This window comes from Streptomyces sp. NBC_01298 (genome assembly GCF_035978755.1).
Lineage (GTDB): Bacteria > Actinomycetota > Actinomycetes > Streptomycetales > Streptomycetaceae > Streptomyces.
This window is the reverse complement of record NZ_CP108414.1, coordinates 5,758,031-5,771,061: the sequence shown is the minus strand read 5'-3', so window position 1 is coordinate 5,771,061 and position 13,031 is coordinate 5,758,031. Positions and strand designations below refer to the sequence as shown.

Here is a 13,031-nt window from a genome sequence, read left to right as displayed (position 1 = left end):
GGCTAGCTCCCCGTGCTGCGGTACGAACGAACGCCCGCGCGCCAGGCCAGCGACGCGGGGAGGAACACCGCGAAGGCCACCAGCGGGCTCGCGAACGCCACCCACCCCGGGAGCCCCAGCGGATCGGGCCGGCCCAGCACGTACAGCGCGGGCAGCCAGTTGACGAAGGCGAGCGGCACGATGAAGGTGACCCCGCGCAGCAGGTCCTTCGCGAAGACGGTCGGCGGGTACTGGAGCATGGTGCAGCCGCCGTAGGTGAAGCTGTTCTGCACCTCCGCGGCGTCCCCGGCGACGAACTGGAAGGCCGCGCCGGCCACCATCACCGCGCCGAAGATGGCCGCCCCGGCGATGATCATCACCGGCACCATCAGTGCCTTCCCGGCCGTCCAGTGCACCTGGTCCAGCTCCGAGACCGCCCACCCCAGCACCGCGAGCCCCTGCCCGATCCGCCCCAGCCGGCGCAGCGCGAAGCGGTCGGCCGCCACCTGCGCGAGCACCGGGACCGGGCGCACCAGCATGGTGTCGAGGGAGCCGTCGCGGATCCGGGTGCCGATCCGGTCGGTGTTGCCGAGCAGCAGGTCGGCCAGGCCCAGGGAGGCCGAGCAGGACCCGTACAGCAGGGCGATCTCGGGCAGCGTGAAGCCGCCCAGCTCGTCCACGTGCGAGAACATGATCATGATCGCGACGAAGTCGAGGAGCGTGATGGCCGCGTTGCCGAAAGTGGAGAGCACGAAGGAGGTGCGGTACGTCATCGTCGACCGGATCCACATCGCGGCGATCAGCCCGTAGCCGCGCAGCCCCTCCAGGACCCGGCTGCGCCGCGGGACGACAAGCTCCGCCGCAGCCTTCGCCGTCGGCACGGTAACCGCGGCCCCGGCCCCGCCCTCCGCCACCCGCTCAGCCACCCTGGACCACCACCTTCCGCGTCGCCGCCGACTGCACCAGCCGCCCCAGCCCGAGCAGCGCCACCGCCCAAGCGGCCTGGAAACCCAGCGCCCCCGCCGTACCCGCGGCCCCCGCGCCGCCACCGCCGAGCAGGACGTCCACCGGGACCTGGAGCATCGCGGCCCAGGGCAGGACGCGGACGAACTCGCCGAAGCCGCCCGGGAACACGGTCAGCGGCAGCAGCATCCCGGAGCAGAAGATGGAGACGACGGTGGCCATCATGTTGATCCCGGCCCCGTCCATCAGCCAGAACGCCGCCAGCCCCAGCAGGTAGCGCAGTGCGAAGCTGACGACGAGCCCGAGGAGCACGGACAGCAGGAAGAGCAGCCAGCGCAGCGGAGCGGAGGGCAGCGCCAGCTGGAAGGCGAGCCCCCCGATCACCAGCGGCACTACGCCGCGGCCCAGGAGTTGAAACCCCGCCCGGCCCAGATCACCCGCGAGCCACCACGCCTGGAGATCGACCGGACGGTACAGGTCGACGGCGATGTCACCCGTACGGACCCGTTCCTGGAACTCCTCCTGGAAGCCGCCGCCGATCAGCGCCCCCGCGGAGAGCAGCGCCTGACTGACCCACATGAACGTCAGGGCCTCGGACTGGTCGTAGCCACCGAGCCCGGGCCGCTCGTCCCAGAGCGCGATGTACGTGTAGGCGAGGATGAAACCGAACACGGTGTTGGTGAACACCCCGGCCGCGGTGGCCGTCCCGTAGGTGGCGTACCTGCGAAACCCCCCGGCCGCGACCGCCCCGTAGAGCCCGGCTCGTCCCACTACCGGCTGGCGCACCTCGTCCCCTCCGTTTCCCAGGTCCTAGCTGCGTCGTTCCTACGTCGGCCAAAGCGCGCGAGCTTAGTGCGGAGGGGCGATCCACGCGAACGAATTACGCCCGTCCGGAGCGGAACCGGCGGCCATCGGGTAGACAGCATGAGGTACAGATGTGGATATTTCGTACGGCGCCGAGGAGTCCCGGAGATGAGCGACCCGTCACCACCGCCCGGCTGGACGCCTCGCGACCCCGACACCCCCGACGGACAGCCGGCTCCGGGCACCGGCGCGCCCCAGCCATCCGGAGCGCCACCCACGGCCAAGGAGGCGAAGAGGGCCCGGAAGGAGCAGGCCAAGGCCGCCAAGAAGGCCAAGCGCACCGGCTGGCGCCGGCTCCTCCCGACCTGGCGCATGGTCCTGGGCGCGTTCCTGCTGCTCGCGCTGCTCGTCTGCGGCGCCCTCGTGGCCGGCTACCTGCTCGTCCACATCCCGCCCGCCAACGCGGCCGCCACGGCGCAGTCCAACGTCTACCTCTACACCGACGGCACCCAGCTCGCCCGCGACGGCGAGGTCAACCGCGTCAACGTGCCGCTCTCCCAGATCCCCCTGACCGTCCAGGAAGCCGTACTGGCGGCCGAGGACCGCGACTTCCACTCCGAACGGGCCGTGGACCCCGCGGCGATGCTGCGCGCCGCCTGGAACACCGCGACCGGCAAGGGCACCCAGTCCGGGTCCACCATCACCCAGCAGTACGTCAAGAACTACTACCTGGGCCAGGAACAGACGATCAAGCGGAAGGTGAAGGAGTTCTTCATCGCGATCAAACTCGGTCGCGAGAAGTCGAAGAACTACATTCTTGAGGGGTACCTGAACACCAGCTACTTCGGCCGCAACGCCTACGGCATCCAGGCCGCCTCCCAGGCCTACTACGGCAAGGACGTCGGCAAACTCAACCCCGCCGAGGGCGCCTACCTCGCCACCCTCCTCAACTCCCCCAGCGCCTTCGACGTCGTCGCCCACCCCCAGGGCCGCGGCCGCGCCACCGCCCGCTGGAACTACGTGCTCGACGGCATGGTCAAGAAGGGCTGGATGACGCCCGCCGAACGCGCGGCCACCCGGTTCCCCGAACCCGGCAAGGTCCGCCCGGCCGCCGGCCTCTCCGGACAGCGCGGCTACCTCGTCGAGGCCATCAAGGACTACATCGTCGAGAACAAGATCCTCGACGACAAAACCCTCGCCGAGGGCGGCTACCGCATCAACACCACCATCGACAAGACCCGTCAGACCGCCATGGTCGACGCCGTCAACGACAAGATGGTCAGCAAGCTCGACCCCGCCAAGCGCAAGGCGGACCGCGTCGTACGCACCGGAGCCGTCTCCATCGACCCGGCCACCGGCAAGGTCGTCGCCCTGTACGGCGGCATCGACTACACCAAGCAGTTCGTCAACAACGCCACCCGGCACGACTACCAAGTGGCCTCCACCTTCAAGCCGTTCGTCTTCGCCTCCGCCGTGCAGAACGACTCCCGCACCCAGGGCGGCCGCACGATCACCCCGTACACGATCTACAACGGCGACAACAAGCGGCCCGTCGTCGGCAGCCGCATCCCCTTCGACCCCGAGAACGAGGGGCAGCTCAGCTACGGGAACATCACCGTCAACGCCGCCACCGACCTCTCCGTCAACACCGTCTTCGCCCAGATGGTCGTCGACGTCGGCACCGAGAAGGTCAAGCAGACCGCCATCGCCCTCGGCATCCCCGAGAGCACCCCGAACTTCGCCCCGGTACCGGCCATGGCCCTGGGCACCATGCAGGCCAGCGTCCTGGACATGACCCAGGCCTACGCGACCCTCGCCTCCCACGGCCGCCGCACCCCGTACACCTTCGTCGAGAAGATCACCAAGGCCGGGGACACCGTCCCGCTCCCGCCCCGCGACCCGGTCCAGGCCGTCAGCCGCGAAGCCGCCGACACCACCACGTCCATGCTGGTCAGCGTCGTGGACAACGGCACCGGTACGGCCGCCCTGGCCGCCGGCCACCCGGCCGCCGGCAAGACGGGGACCGCTGAACTGGACCGCTCGGCCTGGTTCGCGGCGTACACACCGAACCTGGTCACGGTCGTCTCGATGATGGGCCAGGACCCGGACACCGGCTCCCTGGAATCCCTCTACGGGGCCCTGGGCGAGGCCCGCATCGGAGGCGGCGGCTACCCGGCCCGGATCTGGGCCCAGTACACGAAGACGGCCCTGGCGGACAGCGACCCCGTGGACTTCGACCTGGAGCTCATGCCCGGCGCCAACCGGCCCCCGCCGCCCCCGCCCGTGGAACCGAACCCCAGCCAGTCCGAGGAGGAGACCCCGGGCGACCGTCCCTCGGGCCGGCCGGGCCGCCCGACGCGGACCCCTTCGACGGGCGGGCAGACGGACGGAGGCCGCACGACGGGCGGCCAGAACACCGGAGGCCAGACGGACGGGGGCCAGACCACGGGCGGCCAAACCACCGGAGGCCAGACCACCGGCGGCCAGACCACCGGAGGCGAAACCACCGGAGGCCAGACCACGGGCGGTCAGACCGACGGCGGCACCACGAACGGCACGACGAACGGCACGACGAACGGCACGACGACAGGCGCCCAAGGCGGCACCACCGAGGGCCTGCGTCCACCGGCGGACCTACTGGAGTAGCCACCGCTCAGCCCAGGACCCGGGACACCGCGGGCCCGTGACATGCCAGTGGCCGCCCCCTCCTCGGGGGCGGCCACTGGCATGTCCTACGGACCGGTCACAGCAGGTTGTAGGCCTGGAAACCGCTGCCGATCTTCACCGGCTTGTTGAACGGGGCGGCAGCGCTGCCGGTCCCCGTGTAGCGGTAGAGGTCCCCGTTGGACTTCCGCGCGACCAGGTCGGTCTTGCCGTCACCCGTCAGGTCACCCACCGACACCAGCCGGTTGTAGGTGTTCCAGCCGGCACCGATCTTCGTGCGCGCCGCGAACGGGGCCGCGTAGTTGCCGGTGCCCCGGTAGAGCCACAGCACCCCGGAGCCGTCCCGCGCCACGATGTCGGCCTTGCCGTCACCGGTCAGGTCGCCCTGCCCGGCGATCTGGGTGTACTGACCCCAGCCGGCCCCGATCTTGACCCGCGAGGTGACCCGGCCGTCCGGGTAGGCCAGGTACTCGTAGAGCACGCCCGCCTTGTCGACGCCCAGCAGGTCGGCCGACGTGCCACCGCCCAGGTTGCCCGGGGACAGCATCGTCGAACCGTAGATCTGGTACCCGGTCCCGACCTGCTTCGACTGGTACTGGCCCTGGTCGTCGGACCAGCCGTAGCGGAGCTTGCCGTCCTTGTACACGACCCAGCTGGCTTCGGCGTCCCCGTCCTTGTCGTTGTCCACATCGATGAAATCGGTGAGGTACGAGTAGTCCAGGTCGATGTTGTACGCGGGCTGGAAACCGCCCGTCCCGTTCGCGAAGAACAGGTCCAGCGAGGAGTTCTTCTTGTTGACCCCGTACAGCGGGAAGGTCGGCGTCTCGACCGAGGCCAGTGCGCGCGCCGCCGGCTGCCCGGCCTGGTGTCCGCCGCGCTGCGAGGCCGCGGCCTTCGCGGCCGCAGCGTCGGCCGAGCCGCCGTCGGCGAACGCCGTACCGCCCGCGACGGCCGCCGCGAGCGCGACTGCCGTACCGACGACGACGCCGCGCAGGACCGCGGAACGCTTACCGAAAGCCATGTGTATCCCCCTGAGAATGAACCCGCGGCCCTGTAGATCACCGCCGCGGTGCCAAACCCTCTCACACGTCCGGCCCGTCCCCCCTCGGGTTTTCCCGCGGTGCCGCGCCCCCGGAAAAATTCCCGTCCGCACATACAACCCCCGCCGCCCCACGATGGTCTGACCTGTAGCGCCGCTGTATTCCGGGGCCCTGCACAGGCCCGTGAACCGAACTTCGCCGGCGCCGGTTCCGGCATGCCCGCCGGCCCCCGGCCGAGCGGTCCGGGGGGGCCCGCACCCCCCGTCCCCTTCCCCGGCCCGGGACCCCTGTGACAAGAACCACCACCGGCGGAACTCAGTGACCGGAGGTGGCCTTCAGCCCGACGACGGCGGCCAGCAGCAGGCAGATGAAGAAGATCCGGGCGGCGGTGACGGGCTCGCCCATGGCGACCATCCCGACCACGGCCGCACCGGCCGCGCCGATGCCGACCCACACGCCGTACGCCGTACCGATCGGCAGGGTCTTGACCGCGATCGACAGCAGCACCATGCTCGCCACGATGCCGGCGCCCGTGAACACGCTCGGCCAGAGCCGGGTGAATCCGTCGGTGAACTTCATGCCGATCGACCAAGCGACTTCGATCAGACCGGCGACGATGAGCAGAACCCAGGCCATGACAGGCACCTCCGGGACGAGAGCGGAACGGGGTGCGTCGTCTTGTCATGCAGCCATCGGCAACAGCGCGACAGCCACCCGGTACGGCGCGTCTCGTCGGGGGTTCTCCCCTACCGTAGCAAAGCAGAACGAAAAGGGCCGGTGACGATGGTCACCGGCCCTTTCCCACATCTCTTGGCGCTACAGATAAAGCCCCGTGGAGTCCTCCGACCCCTCCAGCCGCTCGGCGGCCACGGCGTGCAGGTCCCGCTCCCGCATCAGCAGGTACGTCGCCCCGCGGACCTCCACCTCGGCCCGCTCCTCAGGGTCGTACAGCACCCGGTCCCCGGGCTCGACCGTCCGTACGTTCTGCCCGACCGCGACCACCTCGGCCCAGGCCAGGCGCTTGCCGACGGCGGCCGTCGCCGGGATCAGGATGCCGCCGCCCGAGCGGCGCTCACCCTCCGGCGAATCGGATTTCACGAGCACGCGGTCGTGCAGCATGCGGATCGGCAGCTTGTCGTGGGTGGTGGTGTTCTCGCTCACGCACCGAACCTACCCGGCCACACCCGCCCCGCACCCCGCCGGGGCCTCAGCGCTTGCGTCGCGCCGAGATCACCAGCAGCCCCACGACGCCGATCGCGAGCAGCGCGACCGGCACGATCCGCTCGACGCGCGGGGCGCCGTCCTCGTGGCGCAGCCCGTCGCCGGCATCGGTCACCAGCCGGTTCACCGTCGCCACGGCGCGACCGACGACGTGGTCGATGTTCCCGACCATCTTCGCCTTGGCGTCCCCGACGATCGTCTTGGGGTGCATGCGCACCCCGATCTCGTCGAGCGCCTCGGCGAGCTGCTCGCGGCGGCGGACGATGTCCGCCTCGATCTGTGCGGGGGTCCTGGCTTCCGGCACCGCGCTGCCTCCGTCGTCGTGGTCGGTCCCATGGCGGGCGTAGCCCGCCATGAACAGTCAGTCAGCAGCTTAGTCTCGACTTCGTACCGATCCCCTCTTGAGGAGACTGTTGAGCATGAGCGAGCGACTTGAGCCGGGCGACATCGCCCCCGCCTTCACCCTGCCCGACGCGGACGGCAACGAGATCTCGCTCGCCGACCACAAGGGCCGCAAGGTCATCGTCTACTTCTACCCGGCCGCGCTGACGCCGGGCTGCACGAAGCAGGCCTGCGACTTCACGGACAACCTGGCGGTGCTGGCCACGGCCGGCTACGACGTCATCGGCGTCTCGCCCGACAAGCCGGAGAAGCTGGCGAAGTTCCGCGAGCAGGAACACCTGAAGGTCACCCTGGTCGGCGACCCCTCGAAGGAGGTCCTGACGGCGTACGGGGCGTTCGGCGAGAAGAAGCTGTACGGCAAGACCGTCACCGGGGTCATCCGCTCCACGGTGATCGTCGACGAGGAGGGCAAGGTCGAACGCGCCCTCTACAACGTCAAGGCCACGGGCCACGTAGCCAAGATCATCAAGGACCTGGGCATCTGACCCCGCCCCCTCCTCCTTACACAGCGGCCCGCACCCACCCGGTGCGGGCCGTTCTGCATGCCGGACGAATCCAGCCGTAACTGTCCGACTATCGGTCCGTTACTCCGTACGAGGGCCGCACGCGCGGCCGAACCGGAGGGGACCATGGCCGAACTGTACGACCGAGACACACTGACCGCCGCCGTCGCCGACTCGAAGGGCTGGGCCGACCTCATGCGGCGACTCCACATCAAGGAGAGCAGCGGGCAGCGCCGCATGATCCAGGAGAGAGTCACCTTCTTTGGGATCGATAGCAGCCACTTCACGAAGCGCAGCCCGTGGCGCAAGTACCCGGACGAGGCGATAGCAGCGGCCGCCGCGTCATCCAGCACGCTGCGCGAGGTGGCCCTCAAGCTCGGCATACGCCCTGCCACCGGCGCTCTGTCGCACATCGTCCGACGCATGACGGCAGCGGGCATCGACACAAGCCACTTCACAGGCATGCGGCGCGAGGTGATCGAGTTGCCGTTCACCTCCGCAGAGCTCGCCAAGGCGGCTGCCGACGCTGACAGCATCCGCGGTACGGCTCGCGCACTGGGCATGGCCGACGACAGTCGGTCCCGATCCGTTCTCGGGAAAATGCTCCGGACTTACGGCATCGACACCACACACTTCCGCAATTCCCGGCTGACCATTCCCGAGGAACTCCTGCGCTCCGCCACGCCGAAGGCGAACAGCTACGCGGACCTCATGCGCGCCCTCGGCCTCGAGGTCAACGACGTCAATCACCGCCGGGTACGCCGACGCGCCGCCCAACTCGGTCTCGACGTCAATCACTTCAAGCGGCGCCCCTGGGCGTCCGGCATAGCGGTGGCCCCGAGAGCCGTCGCACCCGACACCCTCAACGTCCGCCCAGAGGGGTCTGCCCGGCTCAACCGACCCCGCCTCCACCGCGCACTCCAGGAGGTCGGAGTTCCATGCACCTGCGCGAACTGCGGGAACCCTGGCGAATGGCTAGGGCGGCCAATCACGCTCCACATCGACCACATCAACGGGGACTGGCTCGACAACCGCCGCGAAAACCTCCGCTACCTGTGCCCCAACTGCCATGCGCTGACCGACACCTGGTGCCGCGGGGGCCGCGGCCGCAATGGTGTCGCCCGCCGGAGCCAGGCAGTCGTACACTAGCCGCAGCCGGCCAAGCCTGATGTCCGAATTGCCCGGCTAGTCGCGGTCGTGGTGGAATTGGCCTACACGCAACTTTTAGGTAGTTGTGGGAGAAATCCCTTGAGGGTTCGAGTCCCTCCGACCGCACCTACACGAAGGCCCCCTACGCAGCCGCGTAGGGGGCCTTCGGCATTGTTCGGGCTGCGTCAGCCCAGGAGTTCCCTCACCGCCGGGACCAGGGCTCGGAAGGCCTGGCCTCGGTGGGAGATGGCGTTCTTTTCGTCCGCCGTGAGTTCCGCGCAGGTGCGGGACTCGTTCAGGGGCTGGAGGATCGGGTCGTAGCCGAAGCCGCCCGTGCCCGCCGGGGTGTGGCGCAGGGTGCCCAGGAGGCGGCCTTCGACCACGCGTTCCGTGCCGTCCGGGAGGGCGAGGGCGGCCGCGCAGAAGAAGTGGGCGCCGCGGTGTTCGTCGGCGATGTCGCCGAGTTGGGCCAGGAGGAGCGCGAGGTTCGCGGCGTCGTCGCCGTGGGCACCGGCCCAGCGGGCCGAGAAGATGCCCGGGGCGCCGTTGAGGACGTCCACGCAGAGGCCCGAGTCGTCGGCGACGGCCGGCAGGCCGGTGGCCTGGGCCAGGGCGTGGGCCTTGAGGAGGGCGTTCTCCGCGAAGGTGACGCCGGTCTCCTTGACGTCCGGGATCTCCGGGTACGCGTCCGCGCCGACCAGCTCGTGCGGCAGGCCGGCGGCGGACAGGATGGCGCGGAGTTCGGTGACCTTGCCCGCGTTGCGCGTGGCGAGGATCAGGCGGCTGGGCTGCGTGGAGGTCATGCGGCCATTATCCCGGGCCGCCCGGCGGCCTCCGGGCCGCGGGCTCAGCCCGGGGTGCAGACCTTCGAGATCTCCCTGGCCGCGTCCGCGACCGGGGTGACGTCGGGGGTGGTGGTGCCACTCTCGATGGAGGTGCGGACGTTCTGGACGGCCGTGTTCATCGAGGAGATGGCCTTGCTCAGGTCGGCGTTGTCCGTCTGGTCGCCGACCTTCTTGAGGTTGGCCTCGATCGCGTTGAGCGCGTTCTGGGCGTCCTGCGGGCTGTTGCCGGCCTGCGAGACCGCCTGCTGGAGGTCGTTGGCGCCGTCCGTGATGGCGACCGCCGTGCTCGCGCAGTCCATCGCGGTCGAGATCGCGTCGCAGGAGGTGATCGCGGGTATGGCGAGCGCTGCCGTCAGGGCGACGGCTGCCAGGCGGTACTTCGGCTTCACTTCGGCCCCCAGGAGGATGGTGCGGATACGCGGATACGCAGATACGTGGACGGGCGCACGGCTTCGACGCCGTGCACCCGTATGCCAAGAGACGCGCGGACGGGCCGCGCGGTTGCCACCAGCGTCAGAGGGTGAGTTCCAGGGCGCCGAGCTGGAGGGCTTCCAGGTCGGCGCAGCCGCCGGCGGCCAGGTCGAGGAGGGCGTTGAGTTCCTTGCGGTCGAAGGGCTCGCCCTCGGCCGTGCCCTGGACCTCGACGAAGCGGCCGTCGCCGGTGCAGACCACGTTCATGTCGGTCTCGGCGCGCACGTCCTCCTCGTAGCAGAGGTCGAGGAGCGGGACGCCGTCGACGATGCCGACGCTGACGGCGGCGACGGTGCCGGTCAGGGGCTTGCGGCCGGCCTTGATGAGCTTCTTGCCCTGGCCCCAGGCGATGGCGTCGGCCAGGGCCACGTAGGCGCCGGTGATGGCGGCGGTGCGGGTGCCGCCGTCGGCCTGGAGGACGTCGCAGTCCAGGACGATGGTGTTCTCGCCGAGGGCCTTGTAGTCGATGACGGCGCGCAGCGAGCGGCCGATCAGGCGGGAGATCTCGTGGGTGCGGCCGCCGATCTTGCCGCGTACGGATTCGCGGTCGCCGCGGGTGTTCGTGGCGCGGGGCAGCATCGAGTACTCGGAGGTGACCCAGCCTTCGCCGCTGCCCTTGCGCCAGCGCGGGACGCCTTCGCTGAAGGAGGCGGTGCAGAAGACCTTGGTGTCCCCGAAGGAGACGAGGACGGAGCCCTCTGCGTGCTTGCTCCATCCGCGTTCGATGGTGACCGGGCGGAGCTGTTCGGGCGTGCGGCCGTCGATGCGAGACATGGCACCGAGCCTAGCCGGTGCGAGGGAACGAGAAGACCCCGTCCGGGTGCGTCCGGTCGGGGTCCTGTCGTACGTACGGGTGCGCGCGCGGGCGCTCGTACGGGTGCGCGCAGGGGCGCGCGTGAGCCGGTGGGCTCAGCTCACATCATGTCTTCGATGTCGGCGGCGATCGGGTCGGCGTCGGTGCCGATGACGACCTGGATCGCGGTGCCCATCTTGACGACGCCGTGGGCGCCGGCGGCCTTCAGCGCGGCCTCGTCGACCTTGCTCGGGTCGATGACCTCGGTGCGCAGGCGGGTGATGCAGCCCTCGACCTCTTCGATGTTCTCGATGCCGCCGAGCCCGGCGACGATCTTCTCAGCCTTGGTGGCCATGTGTTTCTCCCTGAGTTCTACGAAGAACGAGTCCGACTGACATCCGGCGCCCGGCGTCTGCACGCCTGCCGCCCGACCGACCGACCAACAGGGCGGTCCGCTTCGTCACGGTAGCCCACGATTGGCCCAGCTACGCGGGCACATGCCCGGTATCTGCCGAATGATGATGATCAGCACCAACCTGCCCTCAAGGCGGGTGAAATGCGACCGCAACACAAGTGGTCTACACCAGTGTGCCGCAAGTGTCGCGACTGCCAAAAACGGGCCGGTCAGGGAGGACGCGGATGAGCGCGAGCAGCGCCGCAGCAGTGCCACAGCCGAAGTGGTGGAACGGCTTGTTCCAAGGGCTGCAGAAGATGGGCCGGAGCCTGCAACTGCCGATCGCCGTGCTGCCCGCGGCCGGCATCCTGAACCGGTTCGGCCAGGACGACTTCCTCGGCAAGGACGGCCTGGGCTGGACGACCGTCGCCAAGGTCATGGCCGCCGCGGGCGGCGCCCTGCTCAACGCCGACCTCGGCCTGCCCCTGCTCTTCTGCATCGGCGTCGCGATCGGCATGGCCAAGAAGGCGGACGGTTCGACCGCGCTCGCGGCGGTGGTCGGCTTCCTCGTCTACCGCAGCGTGCTGCGCGTCTTCCCCAAGGACTGCCCGACGGGGACGAAGGACATCGGTGGTGGCTGCCTGGGGCCCGACCAGACCTTCGCCGAGTACACCTTCCAGAACCCCGGGGTGTTCGGCGGCATCGTCATGGGCCTGCTGGCCGCCTGGTTCTGGCAGCGCTTCCACCGCGTCAAGCTGGTGGACTGGCTCGGCTTCTTCAACGGCCGCCGCCTGGTCCCGATCATCATGACCTTCGTGGCGATCGCCTTCGCCGTCCTGTGCCTGTTGATCTGGCCGCCGATCGGCGACGCGCTGGAGAGCTTCTCGGACTGGCTGATCAGCCTGGGGTCGTTGGGCGCCGGCATCTTCGGCGTCGCGAACCGCGCGCTGCTGGTGATCGGCCTGCACCAGTTCCTGAACGTGCCGGTGTGGTTCCAGTTCGGCAGCTACACCAAGCCGGACGGGCAGACCGTGCACGGTGACATCCCGATGTTCCTGGCGGGAGACCCGAACGCCGGCCAGTTCCTCACCGGCTTCTTCCCGATCATGATGTTCGCCCTCCCGGCGGCGGCGCTGGCGATCACTCACTGCGCGAAGCCGGCCCGGCGCAAGGAGGTCGGCGGTCTGATGCTGTCGGTGGGCCTGACCTCCTTCGTCACCGGCATCACGGAGCCGCTGGAGTACTCGTTCCTCTTCCTGGCGCCGATGCTTTACGCGGTGCACGCCGTGCTCACGGGTGTGTCGATGGCGGTGACCTGGGCGTTCGGGGTCAAGGACGGCTTCAGCTTCTCGGCCGGCCTGATCGACTACGGCATCAACTGGAGCCTGGCGACGAAGCCCTGGATGATCATTCCGATCGGCCTCTGCTTCGCGGTCGTCTACTACGGCATCTTCCGCTTCGCGATCACGAAGTGGGACATCAAGACGCCCGGCCGGGAGTCGGACGAGGAGATCGAAGCGATGCAGGCGGAGAACACCAAGGCGTAGGCCCGAAGGGACTTCCGGCCCGTGCGCGCCGCCCGGCGGCGAGGGTCGGACGTACCCCCGAGGCGCGGCGAAGGGCCCATGGGGCCCGCCCGAGGCCCCCTCCCGGGGGTGGCCGAACGTCCTCCCGCGCGATGCCGTAAGCCCTCCCAGAAACAGCCACATAAGAGACGAAGGCCTCCGGACCCACAGGGTCCGGAGGCCTTTGCCATGTATGTCCCGGTGTGTCTTCCACCACGGAATTGGTGGGTTCCTTACG

14 protein-coding genes, 1 tRNA gene and 1 riboswitch are annotated in these 13,031 nt (G+C 69.6%); of the genes, 5 read left to right on the top strand and 10 right to left on the bottom strand.

Annotation, left to right across the window (positions count from 1 at the left end; genetic code table 11):
• Positions 1-2: 2 nt before the first annotated feature.
• Positions 3-905: an ABC transporter permease gene (locus OG730_RS26225; RefSeq protein WP_442815021.1), complete on the bottom strand. Its 903-nt coding sequence runs from the start codon at positions 903-905 to the stop codon at positions 3-5.
• Positions 898-1,728, bottom strand: a complete 831-nt coding sequence (locus OG730_RS26220) for an ABC transporter permease (protein WP_327306530.1) — start codon at positions 1,726-1,728, stop codon at positions 898-900. Before OG730_RS26220 ends, OG730_RS26225 begins: the two co-directional genes overlap by 8 nt.
• A gap of 186 nt (positions 1,729-1,914) precedes the next feature.
• Here OG730_RS26220 and OG730_RS26215 point away from each other — a divergent pair, with 186 nt between their 5' ends.
• The gene (locus OG730_RS26215; RefSeq protein WP_442815020.1) at positions 1,915-4,392 is read left to right on the top strand and encodes a transglycosylase domain-containing protein; all 2,478 of its coding nucleotides are present in this window, start codon (positions 1,915-1,917) and stop codon (positions 4,390-4,392) included.
• 97 nt (positions 4,393-4,489) lie between these two features.
• On the opposite strand, the gene OG730_RS26210 is transcribed toward OG730_RS26215, so the two are convergent.
• The 4 genes from OG730_RS26210 to OG730_RS26195 all read right to left on the bottom strand — a co-directional run bounded on the left by OG730_RS26210 (position 4,490) and on the right by OG730_RS26195 (position 6,975).
• Positions 4,490-5,431, bottom strand: coding sequence for an FG-GAP repeat domain-containing protein (locus OG730_RS26210; protein ID WP_327306529.1), 942 nt, complete (start codon positions 5,429-5,431; stop codon positions 4,490-4,492).
• A gap of 334 nt (positions 5,432-5,765) precedes the next feature.
• Complete coding sequence (locus OG730_RS26205; RefSeq protein ID WP_327306528.1) at positions 5,766-6,086, bottom strand: DMT family transporter; 321 nt, start codon at positions 6,084-6,086, stop codon at positions 5,766-5,768.
• Between the two features lie 31 nt (positions 6,087-6,117).
• Positions 6,118-6,211, bottom strand: a riboswitch (guanidine-III (ykkC-III) riboswitch).
• 55 nt (positions 6,212-6,266) lie between these two features.
• The gene (locus tag OG730_RS26200) at positions 6,267-6,611 is read right to left on the bottom strand and encodes a GroES family chaperonin (protein ID WP_243337241.1); all 345 of its coding nucleotides are present in this window, start codon (positions 6,609-6,611) and stop codon (positions 6,267-6,269) included.
• Between the two features lie 46 nt (positions 6,612-6,657).
• Entirely contained in the window at positions 6,658-6,975 is a 318-nt protein-coding gene (locus tag OG730_RS26195) for a DUF3618 domain-containing protein (protein ID WP_327306527.1), read from the bottom strand.
• 115 nt (positions 6,976-7,090) lie between these two features.
• On the opposite strand from OG730_RS26195, the gene bcp reads away from it, so the two are divergent.
• The 3 genes from bcp (at position 7,091) to OG730_RS26180 (ending at position 8,851) form a co-directional block, all read left to right on the top strand.
• On the top strand, positions 7,091-7,558 hold the full coding sequence (gene bcp, locus OG730_RS26190) for a thioredoxin-dependent thiol peroxidase (RefSeq protein WP_250741149.1): 468 nt from the start codon (positions 7,091-7,093) through the stop codon (positions 7,556-7,558).
• Positions 7,559-7,702: 144 nt separating this feature from the next.
• Entirely contained in the window at positions 7,703-8,725 is a 1,023-nt protein-coding gene (locus OG730_RS26185) for an HNH endonuclease signature motif containing protein (RefSeq protein WP_327306526.1), read from the top strand.
• Between the two features lie 42 nt (positions 8,726-8,767).
• A tRNA-Leu gene (locus OG730_RS26180) sits at positions 8,768-8,851 on the top strand.
• A 59-nt stretch (positions 8,852-8,910) separates the two neighbouring features.
• On the opposite strand, the gene rdgB is transcribed toward OG730_RS26180, so the two are convergent.
• From rdgB to OG730_RS26160, 4 genes are all read right to left on the bottom strand, one after another.
• A complete protein-coding gene (rdgB, locus tag OG730_RS26175) occupies positions 8,911-9,528 on the bottom strand; it encodes an RdgB/HAM1 family non-canonical purine NTP pyrophosphatase (RefSeq protein ID WP_327306525.1) in 618 nt (205 codons plus the stop codon).
• 44 nt (positions 9,529-9,572) lie between these two features.
• Positions 9,573-9,959, bottom strand: a complete 387-nt coding sequence (locus OG730_RS26170) for a hypothetical protein (RefSeq protein WP_327306524.1) — start codon at positions 9,957-9,959, stop codon at positions 9,573-9,575.
• A gap of 124 nt (positions 9,960-10,083) precedes the next feature.
• Positions 10,084-10,815, bottom strand: coding sequence for a ribonuclease PH (gene rph / locus OG730_RS26165; RefSeq protein WP_327306523.1), 732 nt, complete (start codon positions 10,813-10,815; stop codon positions 10,084-10,086).
• A 140-nt stretch (positions 10,816-10,955) separates the two neighbouring features.
• Positions 10,956-11,252 (bottom strand): PTS sugar transporter subunit IIB, encoded by a 297-nt coding sequence (locus OG730_RS26160; protein WP_327306522.1) that lies wholly within the window; start codon positions 11,250-11,252, stop codon positions 10,956-10,958.
• A 221-nt stretch (positions 11,253-11,473) separates the two neighbouring features.
• Between OG730_RS26160 and OG730_RS26155 the strand changes: the two genes are divergently transcribed.
• The gene (locus tag OG730_RS26155) at positions 11,474-12,775 is read left to right on the top strand and encodes a PTS transporter subunit EIIC (protein ID WP_327306521.1); all 1,302 of its coding nucleotides are present in this window, start codon (positions 11,474-11,476) and stop codon (positions 12,773-12,775) included.
• Positions 12,776-13,031: the final 256 nt, after the last annotated feature.

Coding starts and splice junctions, on each gene's coding strand:
- OG730_RS26215 (WP_442815020.1), top strand. CDS start 1,915: ATGAGCGACCCGTCACCACCGCCCGGCTGGACGCCTCGCGACCCCGAC.
- OG730_RS26210 (WP_327306529.1), bottom strand. CDS start 5,431: ATGGCTTTCGGTAAGCGTTCCGCGGTCCTGCGCGGCGTCGTCGTCGGT.
- OG730_RS26205 (WP_327306528.1), bottom strand. CDS start 6,086: ATGGCCTGGGTTCTGCTCATCGTCGCCGGTCTGATCGAAGTCGCTTGG.
- bcp (WP_250741149.1), top strand. CDS start 7,091: ATGAGCGAGCGACTTGAGCCGGGCGACATCGCCCCCGCCTTCACCCTG.
- OG730_RS26185 (WP_327306526.1), top strand. CDS start 7,703: ATGGCCGAACTGTACGACCGAGACACACTGACCGCCGCCGTCGCCGAC.
- rdgB (WP_327306525.1), bottom strand. CDS start 9,528: ATGACCTCCACGCAGCCCAGCCGCCTGATCCTCGCCACGCGCAACGCG.
- rph (WP_327306523.1), bottom strand. CDS start 10,815: ATGTCTCGCATCGACGGCCGCACGCCCGAACAGCTCCGCCCGGTCACC.
- OG730_RS26155 (WP_327306521.1), top strand. CDS start 11,474: ATGAGCGCGAGCAGCGCCGCAGCAGTGCCACAGCCGAAGTGGTGGAAC.